The sequence below is a fragment of the Candidatus Acidiferrales bacterium genome (genome assembly GCA_035515795.1).
Lineage (GTDB): Bacteria > Bacteroidota > Ignavibacteria > Kryptoniales > JAKASW01 > JAKASW01.
In genome coordinates, this window is sequence record DATJAY010000034.1 from 1 (window position 1) to 26405 (window position 26405).

Consider the following 26405-nt stretch of genomic DNA (forward strand, 5'->3'; position numbering starts at 1 on the left):
ACCGGTGAATGCACCTTTCTCGTGTCCAAAGAGTTCAGCTTCGAGAAGTTGTTCGGGTATGGCTGCGACGCTGATCGGGATAAACGGTTTGCCGGCTCGAGGGCTGTTCAAATGTATAGATCGTGCGACAACTTCCTTTCCAGTTCCGCTTTCTCCTTCGATCAGGATGCTCGAGTTGGTCGGGGCCGCACGCCCGATTACTTTAAATACCCGGAGCATTTTTTCGCTCTTCCCAACGACATTCGAAACGTTTACCTCTTTTACATGCTCGCCTTCAATTTTTGATGTTACCGCCGCTGCTTTGAAATGCGAAACAGCGTTTGATACGACGAGCCTTATCTCATTGAGATTCAGCGGCTTGCTCAGGTAATCGAATGCTCCGGATTTGATCGTGTTTGCGGCCTCGTCAAGAGTGCCGAACGCGGTGATTAAGATTACAGGCAGGTTAGGCGAGATTTCAATTATTTTCTTCATTAATTCGACGCCGTTCAACTTTGGCATCATCACATCGGTAACGACGCTGGAAAACGATCCGGTTTTTATTTTGTTCAAGGCTTCTACCGGATCAGAGAATGTTTCCACCTCATAAGTCGGCGATAAGGCTTCACGAAGAATCTCGAGCGAGTCCGCATGATCGTCTATTACAGCAATTTTTTCTTTCACATCAAGCCCGGTTTATGCTATGCTGTCACATTTTTTATCTTCACGGTTGGCAATATCACCGAGAATGCAGAACCAGTCTTTGAATTTCGCGATAAAAATATCTTTCCGCCGTGTTTATCCACGATCTCCTTACAGATGACAAGACCGATCCCGTTTCCGTTAGGTTTCTTGCTGTCAATGAAGTCGTTGAAAAGCTGAGGAACAATTTCCTGTGGAACGCCACAGCCATTGTCTGAGACATCGAAGCGAATATTCGGGTACCCTGAATCAGACATTCTGAAATCTAAATCCTCGTGTACATCAAGCTCTATCCGGCCTGGTGAGGCCGATTTGTTTTTTGTCTCTATTGATTCGATTGAGTTATTCAGGAGGTTTATCAGCACCTGCTGCACCTGCACATGATCGGCATTAATCATTGTGTGCCGGTTCTCAATCTTGATATTTAATTCGATCGGTTTTCCCTTTAATCGCGGCTCCATGACAATCCTCGTTTCCTCGACGAGGTCACTTACGACGACATCCTGCTTCGCGGGCATCGCTATCTTACGCGCCTGCAGAAGACTGTTAATGATACCAATCATGGATTCGACCTGCCGCTCGATGACGGTCAATTTCTTCTTCTCATCTTGGGGAAGCTCGTTTTCCATGAGTAATTGAACAGAAGTGTATATCGCATTCAGCGGGCTCCCTAGTTCGTGTGCCAATTTGGAAGCGATTTTTCCAAGCGCGGCCTGCGATTCAAATGTCCGAAGTTTTTCCTGTAAAGAGATGATCTCGCTGCTTTTTTCATGCAAGGCGTCGATCGCAATCGAGATCTCGTTTTGAAGACGCAAATTGTAATCCTCGCGTTGTTTGACTTCTGATCTTATGATCTCGTGAGCCTTCTGCAATTCGTTCATCATCCGGTTGAAAATCGAGGAGAGGTCTCTAAACTCGGTGCCGGAAGTTATAGATAATCGAGTATCCATCTTGCCTGCGGCAGCCTCGCGCATAGCGTTTGCAAGATCACCAAAGGGACGCAAGAAAGTCAATCGAATTGCAAAAAGAAGAAGTATAGACGATACAAAGCTGACGACCGATGTAATCCCGACTCCGGTTATCCAGTTTCGCAGAACAATTTGGCGCACATCTTCCAATGATATTTTGATGAGGGCATATCCCCAAACCTTGTTGTCACTTTGAAAGAGTTTCGAATAGTAGTAAAGTGAATAATCCAAAATCACAAAGGACGAGGACATATCCTTTTTTAGACCTGACTTTGCATAGTCGACCTCGCCGTCAGACAAGTCTCTCCCGACCAAAGCGACCAAAGAGACCGAATCGGGGCCTACTTTTCTGTAGAACCCTACAGATTGCACATCGTGATTTAGTCTGAGAGCTAAATTTGCATTTGTCATGAGAGTCTGGATATCCGCCTCTTGAGAGGAGCTCGAAGTTAAGTTGAATTCCGCGGCCATCAGCTCCGCATCGGTCTGGGAGTCGCGAAGTTCCATTCTCTGAGCAGTGACAGAGTTAAAGTAGGTGATCAGGATTCCTGCAGCAAACAAAATAAGCCCGACCACCGCGGCACTCCGTGTTCGCAGTGACAGGACAGGCGATCTAAATTTCACGATGAAATATAATTTTTGACGGCCTGGCTTTCAAGGCAAGATGGTTCCCACTCTGTTGAATTTACTCCAGCAGTCATAAGGTGGTTACTGTTCACAGACCTTGAGTGGAAATGCAGTTCGACTTGTTCAGATATGGGCACTTGCCGGGAAGTCAGGAGAAGTCAGCTGTTGAAACAATTTTGAGTCGGTTCCACGAGCTGACGGCCGGATGCTCGCACGCTTAGAGTCCAAAAGTGTGCGAAGAAAGATTGCCGTACGTTTATTAAATTATGTTGTCTTAAATAATTCTCGGATGGAACCGTATAGATCATGGCGCAGAGTGAAATAAGAGAAACCTTGTCGGAAAATGAAATCGTACTAGAAGGGGTGCGCACGCATAACCTAAAGAACCTTGTGGTGCGAATCCCCAAAGGAAAAATTACTGTCGTGACAGGGCCGTCAGGGAGCGGTAAATCAAGTTTGGCATTTGATACCATTTACGCTGAAGGGCAAAGAAGATATATCGAAAGCCTTTCGGCTTACGTGAGACAGTTTCTCGAGCGAATGGAAAGACCCGATGTCGACAGCATACGCGGGATTTCCCCGACGGTCGCCATCGAACAAAGACGCTTAAGCAGAAATCCTCGCTCTACAATAGCCACCATGACTGAGATCTATGATTATCTGCGTCTGCTTTACGGAAGGGCCGGAACAGTAGTCTGTCTCAATTGCAGAATTCCTGTTATTAAGTTCACCCCTCAGTCGATCTTGAATTTCATAAATAATCGCCTGAAAAATAGGAGGTTATATATTTTTTTTGATTTCAAAAATAATGATTACAGGAGAAACGTTCAGGAGCTGAAGAGGCGCGGCTTCTACAGATTTGCTGAACTAGAAAAACCAGGCGAAGTTATCGACGCGAACACGGCTTCGTTCGCGCCTCTTGGTGATTTTCTTGTCCTCGCGGATAGAGTTGTTGCCCATGATAGCGACGAAAGGATCACGGAAGCGTGTGAACAGGGATTCTTAAATGGTGCGGGAAGCATTTACGTCTACGATGTCGATGCACGGGAGGTTCATAAGTTCTCCAGCAGGCTCGAGTGCTCAAACTGCGGCAGATCATACCTTGAACCGGAGCCTCGATTGTTTTCCTTTAATAATCCCTATGGGGCATGTCCGGAATGTCAGGGTTTTGGCACCGTCATAGGTTACGACTGGAACAAGGCTGTGGCAAACCCTTTCTTGAGTGTCCTTGAGGGAGGCATAAGTTTGGTGTCGGCACCTGCCTTTGATATCTACAGACGGTCGCTTTTGAAAGCAGCAAGCAAAGGGAAGATTAGACTGGACATTCCTATTAACAAACTCACTGAAGATGAATTTAACTTTTTGATCAAGGGAGACAAAGAATTCATCGGTTTATACGGCTTCGTGAAAAACCTGGAGAAGAAATCTCGTTCGTTCTCGGTCAGATACTTTCTCGATAAATATCGTGGATACGTGGTTTGCCATTCGTGCAATGGCGGACGGCTTCGACCGGAGGCAGCTGCCGTTCAAATCGACGGGAAAAATCTTCCCGGAGTTGTCGCAATGACAGTGGATCGTGCACGTAAGTTTTTTGAATTGGTTCAACTCGAAGGGGAGCATGCCGTGATTGCCGCGCAAGTGCTTGACGAGATTCGAAAGAGGATTGGTTATTTATATGAAATCGGTCTGGGATATTTGACGCTCGACAGGTTATCGTCCACTTTATCGGGCGGCGAAGCGCAGCGCGTAAATTTATCGACGAGTCTTGCATCCACTTTGGTGGCAACGACATATATTCTCGACGAACCGAGCATAGGCTTGCACCCCCGCGATATGGATCGGCTGGTTTCCATTTTGAAGAATCTCAGGTCTTATCAAAATACCGTGATTGTTGTGGAACATGATGCCGAGATGATGAGAAACGCGGACCATGTCATCGATCTTGGACCGGGCTCGGGGGCGCTTGGAGGGGAGATTATGTACGAAGGGCCTTTTGCCGGGCTTCTCAAATCCAAAACCTCGATAACCGGAAAATACCTGCGCGGCGAAAAGGAAATTCCTTTGCCAAAGAGAAGAAAACCTGTCGACAAGTTCATTCATGTTCGTGGTGCAAACCTTCATAATCTCGTTAATGTTGATGTCGATATTCCGCTGTATTCCTTTGTTTGTATAACCGGCGTCAGCGGATCTGGGAAGAGCACACTCGTTTACGACATCCTTTATGATGCGCTGAAGGAAGAATTCTCAACAGACCACTTTCGCAATTCTTCCGAAAACGTCAAGCTATCTTCTAATAGTGCTAAGGAGATTGTGTTCGATTATTTCCCTCAGTCCGTCGAGCTTGTCGATCAGAGTGCGGTCGGGAGAATATCGAGATCGAATGTGGCAACTTATAGCGGTGCGTTCGATCCGGTTCGCGAAATTTTTGCGAGGACGCCGCTAGCGAGGGAAAGAGGATTAAATGCGAGCTACTTTTCTTTCAATGTTGATTGGGGCGGAAGGTGCGAGGCCTGCAACGGCGAAGGCGTGCAGGTGGTTGAGATGCAGTTCCTCGCGGACGTTTCCCTCGAATGCGAAGTATGCCGGGGCAAAAGGTATGGTTCGGAAGCATTGGAAATAAAATATAAAGGGAAGAGTATTGCCGACATTCTTGATCTCACCGTGGCTGAGGCTAAAGAATTCTTTTCTGAGTCGACCTCTCCGGGAAAAGATAACAAGGATGTCCTCAAACGTCTAACGCTGCTTGACCGCGTCGGATTAAGCTATCTGAAATTAGGTCAGAGATTGTCAACGTTATCCGGCGGGGAGGCACAGCGTCTGAAGATTTCAAGTTATCTTTCTCCCTACGCTGTGAACAAAGACTCCTTGGGGAAATACATAGCCGGGAGCAGCGGGAGTGAGGTGCTCTTTATCCTCGATGAACCGACAACTGGATTGCACTTCGAGGAGATTGCAAAGCTGCTCGAAGTCTTGTTTGATCTGCGCAATCATGGGAACAGTATCATCGTTGTCGAACACAACTTAGATGTCATCAAGTGTGCCGATTACGTTATCGACTTAGGACCGGAAGCAGGCGAAGCTGGAGGAAAAGTAGTTGCTGCAGGAACACCTGAAGAAATAATTGGGGTCAAAGAATCAAGGACGGGACCTGTGTTAAGAAAGGTGATAGGAAAATGACGGTAGATGTGTTGGCCGTCTTTGCGGTCATAACAGGTGCTGGTCGTTCTTGTTATGGTCCGGAAGTTTACTCAACGAAATCCCCTCATTTCCTCGCGAAAGCATTTCAAGTTACGATTGGAAAAACATCCCGCTGAAGTTATTTTATAGGATGCTGATTGCATTTGAAGGGATCGACGGCAGCGGCAAGACGACACAGGCAGAACTTCTTTCGAAACGGCTTAATGGCGAAGGAATATCGAACGTAATTTTGCGCGAGCCCGGCGGGACTCCTCTTGGCGAAGGAGTTCGAGAATTACTCCTGCACCGGTCAGACTTAAAGGTAAGCCCGATTGCCGAGTTTCTGCTCTTCAGTGCAAGCAGGTCCCAGCTGACGCATGAAAAAATATTGCCGGCGCTTAGAGGCGGAAAGGCAGTGATCATAGATCGGTACTTTTATTCTTCGATCGCCTATCAAGGGTTCGGCAGAGGAATTCCGGTGTCTGAAATAAAGACCGTGAACCACTTTGCGACGCAAAACGTTATCCCAGATGTGGTTTTCCTTTTCACGCTGGACTTGAAAACTGCCTTCGAACGCATGGCTTCATCCGGCAGAGCTGCGGACAGAATGGAAAAAGGAGAAAGCGAGTTTTTTCACAGGGTCATTGACGGATTTGCTTATTGCGCAAAGGAAGAACCGGATAAGTTTGTCACCGTCGACGGAAGAGAATCGATTGACAATCTTTCTGAAAAGATATTTCAAAATGTAATGAACAGAATTAAAAGGGTTAAAACAAATGCGCCGTAAAGTTTTCTTTGTTACGCTAGTTTTGTTTCTTGGAACAAGCATAGGGTTTGTTGCTGTCAAGAACAGTGATACCTTCTACGAGGTCAAACAGAGTATCGATCTGTTCGGAAATGTGTATAAGGACGTCATCGAAAATTACGTCGACCCTGTTTCGCCGGGTCAGTTCATGCGGAAAGGAATCGACGCGATGCTCTCGTCGCTTGATCCCTATACTGTTTACATGGATAAGCAAAACAGCGGCGAGATTGATTTGCTCACGACAGGCAAATACGGCGGGATCGGGGTGACGATCGGAACCGCCAACGGCAAAGTGATAATAACCGGCGTCTTTGATGGCTACAGCGCACAGAGACAGGGATTAAGGATCGGCGACCAGATACTCATGATAGATACGTCCGATGTGAACAAAATCAAAATCGATGAAGTCAGCGACATGGTACGAGGGGAACCCGGTTCCCAGCTCAAGCTGAGAATAAAAAGGGAAGGTGAGGAGAAGCCTTTTGATGTGGTTCTCGTGAGATCGGAAATCAGGTTGAAATCTGTGTCGTACTACGGTGTAGTCGATTCCAATATCGGATTCATAAAGCTGGATCAATTTTCACGGGGATCCGATGAAGAAGTAAAAAATGCTTTGACGGATTTGATGGCACGGGCTAGCCTTAAGGGTTTGATTCTGGATTTGAGAAACAACCCGGGAGGACTGTTGGAATCTGCAGTAAATATCGTCGAGCTTTTTGTCCCTAAAGGAAGTTTGATCGTAATGACCAAGGGGAGGGATCCTTCTTCCGACAAGAAATATACGTCAGATCAGGATCCGATAGCTCCGGATATTCCGATGGTAGTCTTGGTGAACGGAAACAGTGCGAGTGCCAGCGAAATAGTAACCGGGGCTCTGCAGGATTTGGACAGGGCGGTAATTATCGGGACGAATACATTCGGAAAGGGATTGGTACAGACAATTCTTCCGCTGGGATACGATGCGCAGCTAAAGATGACGACCGCAAGATATTATACGCCGAGCGGCAGATGCATTCAAAAAATAGATTACGAACGGCGCCGCGACGGGGAAGATGCCGTCACCCCGGACAGCCTTAGGAAAGAATTTAAAACGCTGGATGGTCGTCCGGTGTACGAATTAGGCGGGATTTCTCCCGACAGCACGGTGACCGGACTGGAGAATTCCGACTACGTTCAACAGCTCATGCGCGGCGGTTACTTTTTTAACTTCGCGACACAATTTCGCGCGGAGCATGATTCGATTTCACAGGATTTCACCGCCCGGCCCGAAGTGTTGAACAGTTTCAAACGCTTTATCGAGAAGAATAAATTCACGTATGCCTCCTCTCTTGATCAGGCTGTGGGGGATGCGCGCAAATTGGCGTCTACTTCCAACTACGATGAGTCGATATACAAGGACTTGTCTTCAATTGCAGATAGAGTAAAGAGCGATGAAGAGGGATTATTCAACAAGAGTTCCAAGGAGATTTCAGAATATTTGACCGCCGAAATTATCGGCAGATTCAGGGGGGACGCGGCGCAAACTGAAGCTGCTCTTCATTACGACCATCAGACTAGAGTTGCCGAGTCGATCATAGAAAATACTTCAACTTACAGAAGAATTCTTTCCCTGGATTATTGATTATACGTTTGAATTCCGCTAAATTTTTTTCACAACAGAGGAAGGAATCTCACCATAATGTCTGAAACCATCAGCGCAACCAAACCGTCGGCTGCATTCTCAAAAGGTCTGGATGGAATCGTGGCCGGCCAATCCAAGATTTGCTTCATCGATGGACTGAAGGGCGAACTTGTTTATAGCGGGATAAACATAGACGAGCTTGCGACGAACGCAACTTTCGAAGAGGTAGTTTACCTTTTATGGTACGGTCGGCTTCCCAGAAAGGATGAACTAAGTAAACTCCAAAAGGAACTTGCGGCGAACAGGAGCCTGCCGAGCCAGGTCATTGAGTTCTTGAGAGGTGTCCCGAAAACTGCCGATCCGATGGATGTGCTTCGAACGGCGGTTTCGTATTTGGGTATTTTTGACGAAGAGGCAAAGGATAATTCACCCGAGGCTAACCTGCGAAAGTCGATCAGGCTTGTTGCGAAGATGCCCACCATTGTGGCTAACTTCCACACGTTTCGGAAAACAGGTGACTATTCGAAGCCGGATGGTTCGCTTGGGCATTCCGCGAATTTTCTTTATATGTTGAACGGTGTACCACCCGGCGACACCTCGACAAAAACTATGGATTGCGCCCTGGTCCTTCAAGCCGATCACGAGTTTAATGCCTCTACGTTTTCCGCAAGAGTGACGGTGGCTACTCTGTCCGATATTTATTCTGGTGTTACTTCTGCAATCGGAACTCTAAAAGGACCTCTCCATGGCGGCGCAAACGAAGAAGTCATGAAGATGCTTCTTGAAATCAAGACAATGGACAACGTAGAAAAATATTTGCAGAGTCTGCTGGCGGGCAAAAAGAAAGTGCCGGGTTTTGGGCACCGGGTTTACAGGGTCGAAGATCCCCGTGCAAAACATTTGAAGAAATTTTCAAAGCAGCTGGCCGAGACGATTGATAATCTAAAATGGTTCGAAATGTCGGAGAAGATCGAAGCAATAATGAAAAAGGAGAAGAGTTTGGTGCCGAACGTGGATTTCTATTCAGCATCAACCTATTATTATCTCGGTATCCCTATCGATCTTTACACTCCCATCTTTGCGATAAGCCGAGTCTCAGGTTGGACTGCTCATATTATGGAACAATATTCGGATAATCGCCTTATAAGGCCGTTGTCAGACTATGTTGGAAAACGTGATCAACACTTTGTGCCGATCAGCCAGAGATGAACGGTTTCTGAACTTGGCTTGACATAGGAATGAAGACACAACTTCCTCGTACAGAATTCAAAGTTGGTGCTCGTTTTCCCGAGGGTGTTTTTCGAGATACAGATTAAGTCCAATTAGGATTGGCGCTTGCTGGAAATCCTCTATGGGAGTACACGGGACGTTCGGGATAATTCGTGACATTTTTAGTTGCGGCTGAGCCGCGTTGGGAGGATAAACATGACTTCTTATGAAAAACTTTCGCTGCCGCAAAGAGGCGAAAAAATTGTCTACGCGAGCGGCAGGCTGCAAGTGCCGGATAATCCAATCATTCCTTTTATTGAAGGGGATGGTACAGGTCCGGATATATGGCGGGCAAGTAAGATAGTATTTGATGAAGCAGTGAAGAGAGCTTACGGTGGGAAAAAAGAAATCGAATGGTTGGAAATCTTCGCCGGCGAAAAGGCAAACAGGATTTATGGCAGGCAGGTTTGGTTGCCGGAAGACACACTCAGGGCAGTCAACGAATACATTGTCGCGATAAAAGGCCCACTTACTACGCCGGTCGGAGGTGGAATTCGTTCTTTGAATGTTGCACTCCGTCAAGTGCTCGATCTTTATGTCTGCTTGCGGCCTGTTAGATACTTCGCCGGTGTACCATCACCGGTAAAGCATCCTGAAAAAGTTGATGTGGTGATCTTCCGCGAAAACACTGAGGATATCTACGCGGGCATAGAATATGCGGCGGGAACGTACGAAGCACAAAAAGTCTTGGATCTTCTTCAGAGAGAATTTCCGAAGGATTTCGAAAAAATCCGGTTCAACACGAAAGAAAAGGCTGATCAATTCTGGCGAACCGTCGGCGCGAACGATTTTCCCAGCGATGTAAGAGTCGGCATCGGCATTAAGCCGGTAAGTTACAGCGGGAGCGTGCGACTGATTCACAGCGCGATTTCCTACGCGATCAGGAACAAGCGCGAATCAGTCACCATGGTGCATAAGGGGAACATCATGAAATTCACCGAAGGTGCATTTCGGGATTGGGGATATAAAGCGGCAAAAGAATATTTCGGTGCTGTCGAGATCGACGGCGGCCCATCATGTAAGATTCCTGAAGGAAAACCGGGTGCAGGGATCATCATTAAGGACAGTATTGCCGACATCACTCTGCAGCAGGTTCTTACGAGGCCAGAGGATTTTGACGTCGTAGCCACCTTGAATTTGAATGGAGATTATCTGAGTGACGCTCTCGCGGCACAGGTCGGCGGAATCGGCATCGCGCCGGGAGCAAACATAAACTACATAACAGGATACGCGATCTTTGAGGCGACCCATGGCACGGCACCCAAGTATGCAAACCTGAACAAGGTGAACCCGGGCTCCATGATATTGAGTGGTGTAATGATGCTCGAGTATCTGGGATGGAACGATGCTGCGAATTTGATAGTGAAGGGGATGGAGAAAGCGATACAATCGAAAGTGGTCACTTATGATTTCGCTCGACTGATGGATGGCGCGAAGGAAACTGGCACACTCGAGTTCGGAGAAGCGATAGTGCAAAATATGAGATAGAGGATTTCACAAAGCCTGGACAGAATTCCAGTTAAGACTGTAAGTCCGGCTGGATCGAGCAGCACCACGTGTTTGAAAGGTGAGAGAATCGGACAGAAACGGATTGGAAGACAGTTCTCATTTTCCATTATATGATTTTTATTTTATATTTTACTTGACAAAAAGATTTTATTTATTTAACTTATTCTTGTAAAAGACCTTAATTACTAAGACAATTACCTTGAGATGATAGCACTAGCCGACAAGAAGCTTGATCCCATCGATCACAGGATCTTGGAAATCTTACAGAAGAATGCTCGCACCAGGCTCAACGAAATGGCTCAGCAGCTTGGTCTTACTATTCCAACTATCTCCGAGCGTATCCAAAAGCTGGAAGATCGCGGGTTCATAAAAGGATACACTGCCATATTGGACGCCAAGCGATTGGGTAAGGACATCACGGCGTTCATAACTGTCTCGATCGACTCCAGCAAACATTACCAGATGTTCATGGAGCGCGCGCGCGAAACTGAAGAGATACTCGAGTGCCATTCGGTGACAGGCGAGGGGTCACATCTTTTGAAAGTTCGAGCTGAAAATACTAATTCACTCGAGAAACTCTTATCAAGAATCCAGTCATGGCCGGGAGTGTTGAGCACCAAGACGAGCGTCGTGTTATCCACTATCAAAGAATCAACTATTTTAAAAACACAAAACAACTAATCTAGGAGGGACAAAATGGCAAAAGCAGTAAAATCTGCTAACGAGGTAGACAAATTCTTAAAGTTTATCAAAGACAACGGTGTCGAAATTATCGATCTGAGATTCATTGACATTCCGGGACAATGGCAGCATTTTTCTATGCTTCCATCAGAATTGAACGAGGATTCATTCGAAGAAGGAATAGGATTTGACGGGTCAAGCATCCGCGGATTTCAAGCCATCAACGAAAGCGACATGGTTCTGATTCCCGACGCGACGAAATATTTCATAGATCCGTTTACATCTTATAAGACACTTAACGTAATCTGTGATGTATACGATCCTATTACCGGCGAACCGTACCACAGAGACCCGCGATTCATTGCACATAAGGCAGAATCTTACCTCAAGTCGACCGGCATTGGAGATAGCGCCTACTTCGGACCGGAATATGAATTCTTCATTTTTGATAACGTGAGATTTGCGCAGACTGTGAACTCAGGATTTTATGAGATCGATTCCGAAGAAGGTATTTGGAACAGCGGAGAAAATAATAAACAAAATTTAGGATATCGTCCCAAAACAAAAGAAGGATACTTCCCGGTCCCGCCTATAGACAGCTTACAAGATGTAAGGTCGGAAATGTTCCTCACAATGAGGCAGGTCGGGATCAATGTTGAAGTGCACCACCATGAGGTTGCCACGGCAGGCCAAACTGAAATCGACATGCGGTTTGCTCCACTCTTGGCGATGGCTGACAACATGTTGACCTTCAAGTACATCACGAAGAACGTAGCAAAAAAATACAACAAGACCGTCACTTTCATGCCGAAGCCGCTCTTTGGAGATAATGGTACGGGCATGCACGTTCACCAGAGTATCTGGAAAAACGGGAAGCCGTTGTTTTACGGTAACGGCTATGCAAACTTGAGCGAGATGGCGCTCCACTACATCGGTGGATTGTTGAAGCATGCTCCCGCTCTGTGCGCGATTACAAACCCGACAACCAACTCCTATCACAGGCTCGTTCCCGGTTTCGAGGCGCCTGTCAATTTGGCGTACAGCCAGCGCAACAGATCTGCTTCCGTTAGAATTCCGATGTACTCAAAGAATCCGAAAGCGAAACGATTGGAGTTTCGTGTTCCCGATCCCTCGGCAAATCCTTACCTTGCTCTGCCGGCGATGCTTATGGCGGGACTGGACGGAATAATTAACAAGCTCGACCCAGGTGAGCCACTTGATAAAGATATCTACGACCTGTCGCCGGAAGAGCTTCGAAATGTTCCTTCAACCCCCGGTTCGCTGGAAGAGTCCCTCAAGAATCTTGAACGCGACCATGAATTCCTGCTGCGCGGCGATGTATTCACTGAAGACCTCATCAGCACGTGGATAAATTACAAAATGACGAACGAAGTGAAGCAAGTCGCCTTGCGGCCGCATCCCTATGAGTTCATGCTCTATTATGATGTTTGAGAAGCGGTAAGTAAATTAGACCAATTATATTTCAGGAGGGGCTGCCAGGTGGCAGCCCCTTTTTTATGCGGTGTTGACGAAAAAACTGTAAGAGATACAGAAAAAACCGAGTACGGAGTGAACCAATGATCGCTTACGTTTTTTGGCATTGGAAGAAACCAGAGGTGGAAACCGCCGAGTATGAGAAGCATCTTCGCAAGTTTCATGCGAAGCTCAGGGAAGAACCACCTAAGGGTTTTCTTGACTCATTTAGCGTGGGATTTGCCCGCGCTCCTTGGATAACGAGCACGGACGAAGCATTCGAGGACTGGTATCTAGTCGAGAACTTCGGTGCGCTTGGCACGCTGAACGAAGGAGTGATAACTGGAACCCGCATGACATTGCATGATGCCGCCGCCGCGATCGCAGATGGTGGAACTGGCGGGGTTTATGCGCTACACCATGGGACAGTGATGAGTAGGCCGAGATTCGCACACTGGTTCGGAAAACCTCCGGGCATGTCATACAAAGAATGCTTCGAAGAACTTATGCCATTGGTAGATAATTCGGGGGGAGCACTATGGATGAGGCGGATGACTCTCGGACCGGCCAAGGAGTTTTGCCTTCATGGAGACACCGTTGCGGCATTTCCTCCTAGATTCAATGTTCTCGTGATACCTCTCAGGGAAATTTGGGCCGGGAATAAGTGACGATTTGACGGCCCTACCACAAGTAAGTCGCCGATATTCTTTATTCGAGACCGACGTAGATACACGCTAAGGGTGCTGTTCGATTCTCGTATTTAACTTCGTCTTTTACTTTGCCAGGCGGATGGTAAGCCAAAAAATTTTGAGGAAATTCCGATAAAAGGAGAGCGGGTTGGAGCTGACCATGTAGAACCACCGTGTCGCCGAAACAAAATAGCTGAATCAAACGACTATGCTACGGAGAAATACATGGCATTAATGAAATGGAGGGAAAGATTCGCTGTCAATATCAAAGAGATCGATGAACAACACAGGAAATGGAGAGATATGCTCGAGAATATTCTCGGTGGACTGGTGGAGTATACCCGAGTTCATTTTGCGACTGAAGAGAGACTGATACAGCAGAGCTGGTATCCTTTTTTTGAAGGGCACAAGAAAATACATGATGACATGATAGGGGAGGTGGAATTGCTCGAGTTGAGGCATAAGTCGGGCGAGACCTCATTGAGCATATATGTCATGAATTTCTTGAAGAACTGGCTGGCTGATCACATTATGGGAACCGACAAGAATTACGGGCCCTACCTCAATTCAAAAGGAATCGTATAATTTGAGATTCTTGATATCGCAATCATTATTAAAGAAATAATGAATGTGGTAAATCTCCATTTTCGGTAGTTGATTTCCAGCGGGAAAAATATTACTGAGAATATTCTTGACTCCGTCAATGGCTTAAACTTCAAACCATCTCATTGAAACAAAATGAAAGGTTGTTTAAAATTAAGCAGGAATAAGAGATGCGGAGTTTAAGATGAACCATTTGAGCAATTCCTTTTCGACCAAGAGGAATTTCAAGGTAAAGAACGGCCCGGTATTGATATTTCATCTGCCGTCGCTGACAAGCCTCGGCTTCAAGGTAGAGCAACTTCCATATTCAATGCGAGTTCTCTTGGAGAATTTGCTGAGGCTTGAAGATGGCAGGGTGGTTACCTCGTCCGATATTGAGTCCCTTCTAAGATGGAACGGGAAACCGAGTGGGGAGAGGGAGATAGCATTCATGCCCGCTCGTGTTCTACTTCAGGATTTCACGGGCGTCCCGGCCGTCGTAGATCTGGCTGCAATGAGAAGCGCGGTCGAACGAATGAAGGGGGACCCTGAGAAAATAAATCCGTTGATCCCTTCGGAGTTGGTTATCGATCATTCCGTTCAAGTTGATAAGTTCGGAACAGATGATGCCTTTCTGTTCAATGCAGACTTGGAGTTTAAGAGAAACGTAGAACGATATGCATTACTTCGCTGGGGGCAAAAGGCATTCAAAAATTTTAAGGTTGTTCCACCCGATACCGGAATAGTCCATCAAGTGAATCTCGAGTATCTCGCGCGCGTCGTTGAAACAAGGGAGCAACATGGGGAGACTGTGGCATTCCCGGATTCGCTTGTCGGTACGGACTCTCACACGACCATGGTGAACGGGCTTGGAGTGTTTGGGTGGGGAGTCGGCGGAATTGAAGCCGAGGCCGTGATGCTCGGGCAGCCATACTTTATGCTGACACCGGAGGTTATCGGTGTGCGATTGACGGGAGAATTGCCCGAAGGTGCAACAGCCACGGATTTAGTTTTGACTTTGACGCAAATGCTCCGCAAGAAAGGCGTCGTAGGAAAGATAGTGGAGTACTTCGGCGAAGGAATTTCCAAATTAAGTTTGCCCGACCGTGCCACAATAGCGAACATGGCACCTGAGTACGGTGCAACCATGGGTTTCTTCCCGGTCGACAATGAGACTATAAAATACCTCAGACTAACGGGGCGCAGCCCGGAGCACACTTCTTTTGTCGAGAGCTATTGCAAGGAGCAGGGGCTCTTCTGGAACGAACAAGCACCCGAACCGATTTACAGCGATGTAGTCGATTTGGATATGAACAAGGTTGAATCGTGTCTCGCGGGCCCGAAGAGACCACAGGACAGGGTACTCCTGAAGGACGTAAAAAATTCATTCCTGGAATACCTCACGTTGTCTCCGGCCGAGCGTGGTTTCGGATTGAAGCCGGAAGATGTCTCGAAAAGTGTCCAAGTTCGCCCGAATGGATTTGCACGTGCTAAAGACGGAAGCTCATTTGAATTACATAATGGCTCGGTGGCGATTGCGGCGATTACAAGCTGCACAAACACTTCAAATCCAAGTGTAATGATTGCCGCAGGCCTCGTTGCAAAAAAAGCCGTTGAGCATGGATTGAAGTCAAAGCCATGGGTGAAGACGAGCCTTGCGCCCGGCTCACAGGTTGTTATGGATTATTTTAAAGAAGGGGGACTGATCCAAGCGCTTGAAGAGCTCCACTTTAATCTTGTCGGCTTTGGATGCACTACTTGTATTGGAAACAGTGGGCCGCTTGACGAGGAAATTTCATCAGTCATCGAAAAGGAGAACCTCGTTGTTGCGGCAGTGTTGAGCGGAAACAGGAACTTTGAGGGACGAATCAATCCTCATGTGAAAGCCAATTATCTGTCATCGCCTCCTCTTGTTGTTGCGTATGCACTAGCGGGCAGAATCGACTTTGATCCACTTACACAACCTATTGATAACGATAAAGATGGCAAACCTATTTTCTTAAAGGATATATGGCCTTCACGAGACGAGATTCAAGCAGTACTGAAGAAGTCTATAAAGCCTGAAATGTACCAGGCACGCTACTCGCATGCTTTCGGTGGAGGTGAGAGATGGAAAGGGTTAAGGGTTCCAGATGGAACTAGTTATCATTGGGATAGTAGCTCTACTTATATTCAAGAGCCGCCATTTTTCAAGGAGATCTCTCTGATTCCCGAGAGAGCCGACGATATTTTCGGTGCAAGAGTGTTGGCTTTGCTTGGTGATTCGATAACGACTGATCACATTTCTCCTGCAGGCTCGATTCCGGTAAATAGTCCTGCTGGAAAGTACCTAATAGAACATCATGTATTGCCCAAGGACTTTAACTCTTACGGGGCCCGCCGTGGAAATCACGAAGTGATGATCCGTGGTACATTCGCAAACATTCGACTCAAAAATTTGTTGACTCCGGGCACCGAGGGAGGCTGGAGCATTCACCTGCCAGATGGGGAAAAGACGTGGCTCTATGATGCAGCAGCGAAATACCAATCTGAGAAAGTTCCGCTGCTGGTAATTGCAGGCAAAGAATATGGCAGCGGCAGCTCGCGAGATTGGGCGGCAAAAGGAACCCTTCTTCTCGGCATCAAAGCTGTGATTGCAGAGAGCTACGAGAGAATTCATAGAAGCAACCTTGTTGGACTTGGGGTGCTTCCACTTCGATTCAAGGAAGGAGAGAGCGCTTCGAGCCTCGGACTCACCGGAAGGGAAGTGTATTCGATAAGCGGTATAAAGGATGGGCTGACACCGCGAAAAGAACTCGAAGTGGCTGCAATCGGAGAAAATGCTAAATCGATTAAGTTCAAAGTCATAGCTTGTCTTGACAGCCATGTCGATGTCGAGTATTACCTAAATGGAGGAATCCTGAACACCGTATTGAGGCAGATGCTGACATGAGGCTAGGAATGATTTGCAAGTTCACGATTTGGCAAGTAAATTAAAAAGCTGGGTGTCAGGCCTCTGTTGTTTTAGCGGTTCATTTTATGAAAAACGAGGCACTACAAACCGAATGTAAAGCATCGCTGAGTCCGGGGGTATGCAGCACTCATGTTCATGCGACATGCATACCGATAAACAAAAGTCAATGTGCAAGGACGCCTAAGATTTGCTCACTGAGTATGAATGACGTTGACTGACTCTAATACACATGATGGTACAGCAGAAAACGGACAAGTCCCTGGGGACAAACCTGCTGCTATAATTGACCATACGGCAAATGTAAAAGCCGCGCTTTCATCAAAGTACGAGATAGTTGAAAATCTCGGTAAGGGAGAAATGTGCACGGTCTACCGGGCGGTCGATCTTGCGCAGAACAAGGAAGTTGCTCTCGAAATACTCCCGCCTCACCTGGACGAGAATCCAGAATATGTCGACCGCTTTCACAGTGAAGCATGGGCTGCTGCCGATCTAAGCCACCCTAACATTAGCAGGATATTCGACATAGGGTTCGAAGAGGGGATTAATTATGTGGCTGTTGAATACTTAGAGGGGACAGATCTCCATACATTAATTCTATGGAAGGGAAGACTTGAAACAGAAGAAGCAGTTAAGATCATAGCGCCGGTCACGGCTGCCTTGGCATATGCTCATGATAAGGGAGTAATTCACAGAGATATCAGAAGCTCTAATATTATTGTGACGGACGCGGGGAGACCGGTTTTGACCGACTTCTGGATCGATCATGCTTTCAGAGGAACACGGGTGACCAAAGCCGAAAGAGTAATAGGGACGCTCGAGTACTTGAGTCCCGAGCAGGCGGAAGGCAAGGAGCTGGACCGAAGCAGCAATATTTATTGTCTGGGCATCGTCTTATACGAAGCGCTGACGGGTCGAGTCCCGTTCAGCGGCGGCAATCCTTTCACAACAGTCAGCAAGATAATTAACAGCCCGCCCATTCCGCCCAGGCAAATCACCTCGTCGATACCGGAGTGGATGGAGGAAATCGTCCTCAAGTGTCTCCAAAAAGATCCGAAGGACAGATTTTCGACTGCTGGAGAGTTAACGGATGCGTTATTTAGGATCAGGCGTCGTAAGACCGCCGTCGGCCCATGGTCGCATTCCCGCGGTCGCAGTATTTCTTCGCACCCCCATTTGACTCACAAGAGAGTGCAGGAGCCGTCCTTAAAGAAATCCTACGTCTCGGAATCCCATCCTGAGGCACCAACAAAGCGACGGAAGGAAGCTAAAGTTCCGCCGCCGGAAAAACAAATTGAAAAACTGGATAAAGTTAGAAGTATACGGTTACATAAGCACATTCCAACAAAAACAATTCTCAAGACCGCTGCACCGTTTCTTATTATTGCCGCAGCAATTTTTATCGTAATAAATTACTCCGGTACCTGGCTCGGGGGAATTAAGACAGAACACGCAAGTTCAGGTACAACGCAATCGACGGAGATCGGACAGGCGCACGCATCCAGCTCTCTCCCGCCGCAAGACCATCGATATGATGGTACAACGAGTAAAGAGATCGAGTCGGGCAGCCGAAAGGCCGAGACCCGGCAAGAACCACCCCCGAGCATTATCGTTAATCCTTCGAATAAATCGGCGGAGGTTGTAACGAATACGCCGAAGACTATCGCTACTGAAAATGTGGAGCCATCCATTAGGCCGTCAACACCTGATAGGGTCGATCGTGAGAGACAGGTTGTCCATATTCCGTGGATTTTGGTTGATGGTGGTGCATTTCAGATGGGCAGCAACAATTATTCTTATACAAAACCGATGCACGCAGTTAATCTGCACAATTTCTATATGAGTGCAACTGAGATAACTTTTGACGAGTATGATAAATTTTGTGAGGCAACTCATGCCAAGAAGCCGAGTGACAATGGCTGGGGAAGAGGAAAGATGCCGGTAATAAATGTGAGCTGGAACGACGCGGTTGCTTTTTGTCGCTGGCTGTCGGACCAGATGGGGAAAACTGTACGTCTTCCAACAGAGGCAGAGTATGAATATGCGGCACGTGGCGGGAGCAAGAGCAGGGGATTTCAATATAGTGGAACAAATGACATTGACCTCGTCGCTTGGTACTCGGGAAACTCGGGCGGAAAACCGCATGAAGTAGGCACGCTGGGCCCTAACGAAATTGGGCTATATGATATGAGTGGAAACGTTTGGGAATGGTGCGAAGATTGGTACCACCAGTCGTATGATAAGGCCCCGGCCAACGGAGGAGCTTGGGCAATCCAAGACCGTTACAATCCTTACAGGGTACTTCGAGGCGGCTCGGCAAATGGTGCAAACTATTGCAGCCAAGTCTCGTTTCGCTTTTATCTTTTCCCGTACAGCAAGGATAACACCATAGGATTTCGCTGCGTCCAGGAGGCGAAATGAGCCGCGGTCGGCGCGCAGATATCGTTTAGTGATTTACTAATACTGCGCTCCTATGTTGAGCGTTATGAAGAAGGAATTGAAGTTAGCCATGGGTTCATCCTGCAAGCTTTCGATTCCATGCGACATCGGAAGTATATAATATCGTATACTTACTCCTAAGAGGCTTCCCGGATCAAGTCCAAAGTACGCTCCTAGTCCAACGTAACCGCCTGCTCCGAAGTATCCCCTGCCATGTGAGATACTCCATCCGAATGGTTGATCGTAAGGAGTTGCGAAAATAATATTCGGACCGACACCTCCGGAAATGTAGGGCCTGAAACTTCCTGTGAGGCTCTCTTTGAAAAGTCTGTACTGCAGGCCGGCCATAGCAGGAAAAACTAGCAGTGTATTGATTTTCCCGGGAACGATTTTTACCAGGTTACCGTATATGTCATATCCCTCAAGCTCTACCTCGTTTGGTGCTTTTGCTTCGGAGCCGCTGAGCGTGAACGTCCAAGAAAGGGTGCCGTTGATCGCCTGGTTGTAGAAGAAGCCCATGCCGAATCCGTTATTGCCTAGCATGATGTCGAGTCCCAGAGCATTTGTCTTTTCAGCAGTGTCGGGTGCGACGTCCTTTATCGGCATGAAGGCATATTCGGAATCAGGGTTTGCAGAGGTTTTAGTCACCTGCGCGAAAGAGATTCCTACTGTAAGAACAAAAAATCCGATCATGCATTTAAACATGTTCTTCACTCCGCAACAATATAATCCTTTTGAATTTCCTTTTCATCTTAAGATTAGACGTATCATAGTCCGCATAAATTTAATGTCAGATATGATGCGAATAGTTCCCTGGAATCGTGATGCGTAACTTCGTCCTTCTCCTTGTTAATAACTCGTTTGTTGAGTCTAGAATTGCCAATCCGAGGTGTTATAATGCTCTGTTTCTCTACAAAACTCTGTACGCGTTGAATTTCAGATATTCTGTCTCGGGCATTGATGGAAGGATCGGGTGATCAGGAGATGCCCCTGCGCGACAAAGGAGCTGAAGTGTCCGGCCGGATTTGAGAGCCGCCTCTGCAACTATTTCTTCGAATGTCTCCCTGAAAATATGATGCGAGCATGATGCGGTAAGAAGAATTCCTCCGCGCCTTAACGTGTTGAATATGCTCTCGTGCAATTGCCTGTAACCGCGCTTCGCGGATGGGATACTCTTTCTATTTTTTGTGAAGTTTGGCGGATCGCAAATCACAACATCGAATCTCTCATCTTTCACTCGTGTTAGATATTCATTCACATCTGCAGCTACTACTTTTACCTGATCTAATTTGTTCAAGCGCGCGTTCACCGACAGATTATTTATCGCGGGTTCGGATGAGTCAACGGCAATTACCTCGCTTGCGCAGGCATGTGCCATGTTGAGTGCGAATCCGCCCTCATTTGAGAAAAGGTCCAGGACCCTTGAATGGTTCGCGAATCTTCTCGAGAAGATTCTGTTAGCTCCTTGATCGAAGTAGAATCCGGTCTTTTGACCTCGCAATGGATTTACTCTGAAGATCACACCCTCTTCGTCATAATCGGCAGTCATCTCTTCACCGAGTATGATGGATTTCGACTGCGTGAGACCTTCGAGCTCTCGCGTCTGGCTTTCATTTCTTTCATAAATCGCAGCAGGTGAAAATAATTCTTTGATGGCTTCGTAAATGAAATGCTTTCGTTTTTCCATCCCGATGGAAAAAATCTGAACGCTGAAAAGGTTGTTAAATCTGTCTATGATCAGGCCGGGGAGGAAATCACTTTCGCCGTAGGTCAATCTGTAGAACGGAGAGTCGAAATATCTTTCCCTCAGAGACAATGCGGATTTAAGTCTGTCCATGAAGAAATCCTTTTCGGGTTCGACGAACTCTTTTGAGACCATTCGAACTGCGATCAGAGTCTTCGGATTATAGTAGCCGAAACCGATTGAGGAATTCTTTGAATTCCTCACTTCCACCATATCACCGCCGCCGGGGTTTCCCTCGATTTTTGAAATCTCGTTGCTGAAAACCCAGAGGTGTCCCGAAAGAATGCGGATATCTTCCTTAGGCTTAAGCCGTATGATCGGATGGCTCATTTCAGTTTGGCGAGCGAAGAAGCAATCCTGTCCATGGCTTCGATGAGTTCGCGGTCTGAATAAGCATAGGAGATTCTGATGTGATCGTCTGAGCCGAACGCGCCGCCCGGTACGAGTGCTACCTGTGCTTCTGCGAGAAAGTAATGAGCAGCGTCCATCGAGTTCTTCAAGACATTGCCATTATGTTTTTTCCCGAACAAGTTTCTTATCGAGGGAAAGAAATAAAACGCGCCTGCCGGTTTCGTGGTAGTAAGCTCTTCAATCTTTGATAATTTCTCTAACATCAGGTCGCGCCGTTTCTGAAAAGAGAGCCGCATCTTTTCGATATCGTCCTTTGTGCCGCGAAGCGCCTCCAGCGCGGCGGCCTGCGATATTGATGAAGGATTTGAAGTCATCTGGCTTTGAATTTTTGCCGCCCTCTTTATGATCTCTTCATTTGCAGCCATGAAGCCTATTCGCCAGCCCGTCATGGAGTATGCCTTCGAGACTCCGCTCGCAGTTATTACCTTGTCCCGGATCTCCGGTATCGAGCCTATTGAAAAATGTTTATGATTGTCGAAAACGATTTTTTCGTAAATCTCGTCAGAAATAATGAAGAAACCGTATTGGTCGGCGAGTGCAGCTATTCCGCGAAGTACATCTTCATTCAAAATACTTCCGGTGGGATTCGACGGCGAGTTTATTATTATTGCTTTCGTCTTTTTTGTCACGAGCGGTCTGATATCCTCTGCCGTAAAGGTAAAACCGCGTTCTTGTTTGGTTTGAAGGATGACCGGCTCGGCGTCGACTAATTTTACCATCTCGGGAAAACTTACCCAGTATGGCGCCGGAACGATCACTTCATCTCCAGGATTACAGATCGACTGGAGGGCATTGTAGATAGAATGTTTTCCTCCGTTTGAAACAAGGATGTTTGCAGCCGTCACGTCGAGTCCGTTCTCTGACCGGAATTTTTCCGCAACAGCCTCGCGAAGCTCTGGCGTCCCTTCGTTCTGCGTGTATTTGGTAAAATTATTTTGGATTGCCTTGATCGCGGCTAATTTGACATTTTCAGGCGTAGGGAAATCAGGTTCGCCTGCACTTAAGCTGATAACGTTTTTTCCCTCGGACCTAAGTTTTCTCGCAAGGGAAGTCATTGCGATGGTTTGCGATTCTTCTATTCTATCTACTTTTTTTGACGTGGATATCATTAAAACTGTTTCCTCCTTGTGAAATATTCTGCATCCCTAATTTTTGCGCCAACTCCTTTCTTACATGTGGTGGTACAAATTCACTCACGTCTCCTCCGAACTTGGCGATTTCTCTGACTATGGAACTGTTCAAGTAAGTGTATTTCTCATCGGGCATCAAGAAGATTGTGTCGATATCGGCACAGAGCTTCCTGTTGGTCAGAGCAATTTGAAACTCATATTCAAAATCCGATACTGCCCGCAGACCGCGGACTATGGCACCGGCATTTTTGGATTTGGCGTAGTCGACCAGAAGTCCGTCGAATTCTTCTACCTCTATGTTCTTTATCCCCTTGACGGCCTCCTTGACCAATTTGACTCGTTCAGGACCACTGAAGATCGGAGCCTTGGTTGAATTTACGGCAACGCAAATGATGACTTTGTCGAAAAGTCTTGCGGCACGGGCAGCGACATCAACGTGCCCGTTTGTCACCGGGTCGAAAGTCCCCGGATAAATTGCAATTTTCATCTTATCTCCGGCTTTATGAAAGAGAGAATCGTTGAGCCAAAAATCTTTTGACGGAACAAATTCGAAGCTGGCGGTACATACTCCTTCGAATGTTCAACGCAGATGATTCCTGATTTTTTTATTATGCCTTTCGTGAGAATTTCGTCAACGATCTTATGAGTCATGCTGTTGAACGCGTAAGGCGGGTCGATAAAAATAAAATCGAAATTTTCTTCGCACAGTTTGAGATATTTTTCCGTTTTCATTATGTGAATTCTGCATTTGTCCTCGATGCCGAGCGCCTTCACGTTTTTGCCTAGGACGTCCGCAACTTTTGGATTCGCTTCAACGAACAACACATGATGAGTGCCGCGACTTATCGCTTCAAATCCGACGCTTCCCGTACCGGCATATAGATCCAATGCGGTTGTCTCTTGAAAATCGAAAAGGTTGACAAGAATATCAAACAGTGTCTCTCTGAGCCTGTCTGTAGCAGGCCTGAGTCCATCTGATTTGATCGTGAGCAGTTTCCTGCTACGCAGTGTCCCGCCGGTGATTCTCATTTAACCAATCTCGCCTCTTTTTCTCATGACGCGCAGTGCGGCACGTCTTTTATTTTAATGCCGCGCCGATTACGGCTGAAAAAACATGCGGGATTGAACCTAACTTGGGGTTCATTGAGGCAAGAGGGGAAAGCATGAGGTTATGCGCCGGATTGAGCATCTCAAATCTCTCATCAACATTTTTTTGCAGCATGTCTATAAGGAATTCATCGGCCGTCTGGCCGGTGACATAAAATTTCTCGACGTATTCTTTCGAGATGGATTCCAACGTCTGTGTCAACTTAGTCACCGGATAAAACGGCTCGTTGGAATAGGGAAGATACTTGTAGGCGATCTTGCGTCCATCCTTAGAAAAGCTTCCTTCTATCTGGCGCTCCTTCACTGTAATCAAGATGAAGTTTTTTGAGCGAGGTGTCAGCTTGTTTATCGAAATCTCGCTGCAGGAATGATCCAGGTCGATAAACTGGAGATCGAGCCCGCACCTGGCCGAAAAATCCTTGAGATTGTTGAAAAGCTTGTTTTCAATTGCAGCGTAGAATATTTCTTTAAACCCGTCGGGCGAGGTATTCACAACTTCATACGCCGGCATATATTGTCCGCCGGCAAAATTGTCGTGGAACTCCAGCTCGGCTCTCAATAAGTCAACAATTTCAGTTCGCTCAAGATCGGAATCAACGTCGACTGTGTTTCTTCGGGTGAATGACGTATCTACAGCGATCGAGGCCGTGCGACTGAGAATTCCTTCTTCGTTAATTATGAGAGAGACTTTCTGCACGAGTTCATCCGCTTCTGTTGATGTGAGCGGCTGTTCTGCGACTCGAGAGAGGAAGAAACTGTTCTCCCGCTGCTCAATTTCAGCCGCGCGGAGAATTTTGTTCCCCACCTCGATGCCCAGAACAATCCGGTAGTCTTTCATTTAATTTATTCTCACGAATGATTTCATCTTCTCAAACTTTTTAGGCCCAATGCCCTTAACCTTCCGAAGTTCTTCGATGGAAGTGAACTTTGTAACTGAGTTGCGGTAATCAATGATTCTCTGAGCCAGAGATTTGCCGATTCCGGGCAGGGAAGCAAGACCGTTCAAGTCCGCCTTGTTCAAATCGAGTGAAGAGCTAATTGATGTTTTCGCCTTTGAACCTGATTTGGCTGGATATTTTAGAGTATCCTCTTCCGCCGCAATGATTGAATCAATCTTAGATGACGCGGTTTCAAAAAATTGATCCGATTGCCTGAAGTCGTAGTGTTCCGTAGCCTTATCTAATTTCAGAATTTTTGCCGTGCCACCGATAATGAGCCCGGCGGCCAGGAAAATAATTACCCCCGCTTCACTCTTCGTGAGGCCTAGTTTGAACTGGATCTTTCTGGTTACTTTTGAAAGCATCTTATTACGGCATTCCGGTAGTACATTTTAATATTGGGAACGAGCAATCAAAATTCAACTTGAACGGTGCAATATACCGACAGGAATCAGTTCGTGCCGTTCCGGGATGGAGGTTTTAGATTTACAGAATGCCCCAGCTCCTTGAGCAATTCCTTATCCTTTTGATTTAGTTTTGTCGGAGTGAAAACGTTAATGCTGACCAGCTGGTCGCCGCGGCCGTATCCGTTCAGGTGGGGGAGGCCTTTTTCTCGCATCCGTAAGATTTTTCCTGATTGGATACCCGGCTCTATCTTGAGTTTCGCCCTGCCAGTGAGCGTCGGCACTTCGATTTCGCTTCCGAGAGCTGCTTCAGGAAAACTCAAATCAAGTTCATATATGATGTCATCACCATCACGTTTGAAGTGCTGGTGAGGAGATTCCTCGATCATCACAATCAAGTCGCCGTTTGGGCCTCCTCGCTTACCGGCGTTTCCTTCTCCTCGGAGCGTCAGGTAGTTTCCTTCACTGACTCCTGCGGGAATTTTGACTTTGATTGTGGACTCGCCGTTCATTCTGCCGGAACCGCCGCAGGTGTTGCATGGATCTTTGATGACTCTGCCGCTCCCGCCGCACGTCGAGCATTGAACAATGTTTACGAACTGCCCGAACATTGTACGGGAAGCCCGCCGCAATTCACCGCTTCCTCCGCAAGTGGGACATGTCGTGGTTCCACTTCCCCCTTTTGCTCCGGTTCCACCGCAGGTCTGGCATTTTTCAAGTCTTTTGAGCTTGATTTTCTTCTCAACACCGCCCGCGATTTCTTCCATAGTGAGTTTAACGGAGATTTTCAGATCCGTACCGCGTTCTCCGCCGGCATGTGAACCTCGCGAACGGCTGCGGGTTCCGGCTCCAAAAAGGTCGTCAAATATCGAGCCGCCAAACCCGCCTCCAAAGAGGTCGTTAAAAACGCTGAAGATGTCGTTCGGGTTGGTGTTTGTCCAGTCATGAAAATCAGTACCCATTCTAACTCCTTCATGACCGAATCTATCGTATCTCGAGCGCTTGTCCTGATCGCTCAGGACTTCATAAGCCTCGGTTGCTTCCTTAAATTTTTCCTCGGCTTCTTTATTTCCTGGATTCCTATCGGGATGATATTGCATCGCGAGCTTGCGGTATGCCTTCTTCACATCATCAACAGAGGCGCTTTTCAGGACGCCTAAAATTTCGTAGTAATCTCTTTTCGTTGGCATTATGTTCTCT

The 26405-nt window shown here is 47.0% G+C and carries 21 protein-coding genes; 11 read left to right on the forward strand and 10 right to left on the reverse strand.

Translation table 11 applies throughout. The features are described from left to right. Together VLX91_13345 and VLX91_13350 are read right to left on the reverse strand one after the other, a co-directional pair. Window positions 1-663: sigma 54-interacting transcriptional regulator (locus VLX91_13345; GenBank protein ID HUI31191.1), on the reverse strand; the 663-nt coding region annotated here is incomplete at its 3' end. 17 nt (window positions 664-680) lie between these two features. Beyond that, a complete protein-coding gene (locus tag VLX91_13350) occupies window positions 681-2273 on the reverse strand; it encodes an ATP-binding protein (GenBank protein HUI31192.1) in 1593 nt (530 codons plus the stop codon). Between the two features lie 309 nt (window positions 2274-2582). Here VLX91_13350 and uvrA point away from each other — a divergent pair, with 309 nt between their 5' ends. The 11 genes from uvrA (at window position 2583) to VLX91_13405 (ending at window position 19453) form a co-directional block, all read left to right on the forward strand. Further along, complete coding sequence (uvrA, locus tag VLX91_13355) at window positions 2583-5453, forward strand: excinuclease ABC subunit UvrA (GenBank protein HUI31193.1); 2871 nt, start codon at window positions 2583-2585, stop codon at window positions 5451-5453. Between the two features lie 151 nt (window positions 5454-5604). Then, entirely contained in the window at window positions 5605-6240 is a 636-nt protein-coding gene (tmk, locus tag VLX91_13360; protein ID HUI31194.1) for a dTMP kinase, read from the forward strand. Next, entirely contained in the window at window positions 6230-7879 is a 1650-nt protein-coding gene (locus VLX91_13365; GenBank protein ID HUI31195.1) for a S41 family peptidase, read from the forward strand. Before tmk ends, VLX91_13365 begins: the two co-directional genes overlap by 11 nt. Before the next feature lie 57 nt (window positions 7880-7936). Then, entirely contained in the window at window positions 7937-9088 is a 1152-nt protein-coding gene (locus tag VLX91_13370) for a citrate synthase (GenBank protein HUI31196.1), read from the forward strand. A gap of 216 nt (window positions 9089-9304) precedes the next feature. Continuing rightward, complete coding sequence (gene icd, locus VLX91_13375; GenBank protein ID HUI31197.1) at window positions 9305-10636, forward strand: NADP-dependent isocitrate dehydrogenase; 1332 nt, start codon at window positions 9305-9307, stop codon at window positions 10634-10636. A 225-nt stretch (window positions 10637-10861) separates the two neighbouring features. Continuing rightward, a complete protein-coding gene (locus tag VLX91_13380; GenBank protein ID HUI31198.1) occupies window positions 10862-11338 on the forward strand; it encodes an Lrp/AsnC family transcriptional regulator in 477 nt (158 codons plus the stop codon). 15 nt (window positions 11339-11353) lie between these two features. Further along, complete coding sequence (gene glnA / locus VLX91_13385) at window positions 11354-12790, forward strand: type I glutamate--ammonia ligase (GenBank protein HUI31199.1); 1437 nt, start codon at window positions 11354-11356, stop codon at window positions 12788-12790. Window positions 12791-12915: 125 nt separating this feature from the next. Beyond that, window positions 12916-13479: a hypothetical protein gene (locus tag VLX91_13390; GenBank protein HUI31200.1), complete on the forward strand. Its 564-nt coding sequence runs from the start codon at window positions 12916-12918 to the stop codon at window positions 13477-13479. A gap of 246 nt (window positions 13480-13725) precedes the next feature. Next, complete coding sequence (locus tag VLX91_13395; GenBank protein ID HUI31201.1) at window positions 13726-14085, forward strand: bacteriohemerythrin; 360 nt, start codon at window positions 13726-13728, stop codon at window positions 14083-14085. A gap of 202 nt (window positions 14086-14287) precedes the next feature. Beyond that, a complete protein-coding gene (gene acnA / locus VLX91_13400) occupies window positions 14288-17014 on the forward strand; it encodes an aconitate hydratase AcnA (GenBank protein HUI31202.1) in 2727 nt (908 codons plus the stop codon). Window positions 17015-17239: 225 nt separating this feature from the next. Beyond that, a complete protein-coding gene (locus tag VLX91_13405; GenBank protein HUI31203.1) occupies window positions 17240-19453 on the forward strand; it encodes a bifunctional serine/threonine-protein kinase/formylglycine-generating enzyme family protein in 2214 nt (737 codons plus the stop codon). A 36-nt stretch (window positions 19454-19489) separates the two neighbouring features. Here the strand turns inward: VLX91_13405 and VLX91_13410 are convergent, their stop codons facing one another. The 8 genes from VLX91_13410 to dnaJ form a co-directional block, all read right to left on the reverse strand. After that, window positions 19490-20176 carry a hypothetical protein gene (locus VLX91_13410; GenBank protein HUI31204.1) on the reverse strand — a complete coding sequence of 229 codons (687 nt, stop codon included), beginning with the start codon at window positions 20174-20176 and terminating at the stop codon, window positions 19490-19492. A gap of 205 nt (window positions 20177-20381) precedes the next feature. Then, window positions 20382-21545, reverse strand: a complete 1164-nt coding sequence (locus VLX91_13415) for a class I SAM-dependent rRNA methyltransferase (GenBank protein ID HUI31205.1) — start codon at window positions 21543-21545, stop codon at window positions 20382-20384. Next, a complete protein-coding gene (locus tag VLX91_13420; GenBank protein HUI31206.1) occupies window positions 21542-22735 on the reverse strand; it encodes a pyridoxal phosphate-dependent aminotransferase in 1194 nt (397 codons plus the stop codon). The genes VLX91_13415 and VLX91_13420 overlap by 4 nt, the downstream gene beginning before the upstream one ends. Continuing rightward, a complete protein-coding gene (coaD, locus tag VLX91_13425; protein ID HUI31207.1) occupies window positions 22707-23243 on the reverse strand; it encodes a pantetheine-phosphate adenylyltransferase in 537 nt (178 codons plus the stop codon). The genes VLX91_13420 and coaD overlap by 29 nt, the downstream gene beginning before the upstream one ends. After that, a complete protein-coding gene (rsmD, locus tag VLX91_13430; GenBank protein ID HUI31208.1) occupies window positions 23240-23785 on the reverse strand; it encodes a 16S rRNA (guanine(966)-N(2))-methyltransferase RsmD in 546 nt (181 codons plus the stop codon). The genes coaD and rsmD overlap by 4 nt, the downstream gene beginning before the upstream one ends. Before the next feature lie 49 nt (window positions 23786-23834). Further along, window positions 23835-24701, reverse strand: coding sequence for a hypothetical protein (locus VLX91_13435; GenBank protein ID HUI31209.1), 867 nt, complete (start codon window positions 24699-24701; stop codon window positions 23835-23837). Continuing rightward, entirely contained in the window at window positions 24702-25166 is a 465-nt protein-coding gene (locus tag VLX91_13440; GenBank protein HUI31210.1) for a helix-hairpin-helix domain-containing protein, read from the reverse strand. Between the two features lie 86 nt (window positions 25167-25252). Beyond that, window positions 25253-26395: a molecular chaperone DnaJ gene (dnaJ, locus tag VLX91_13445; protein HUI31211.1), complete on the reverse strand. Its 1143-nt coding sequence runs from the start codon at window positions 26393-26395 to the stop codon at window positions 25253-25255. Between the last annotated feature and the right edge of the window lie 10 nt (window positions 26396-26405).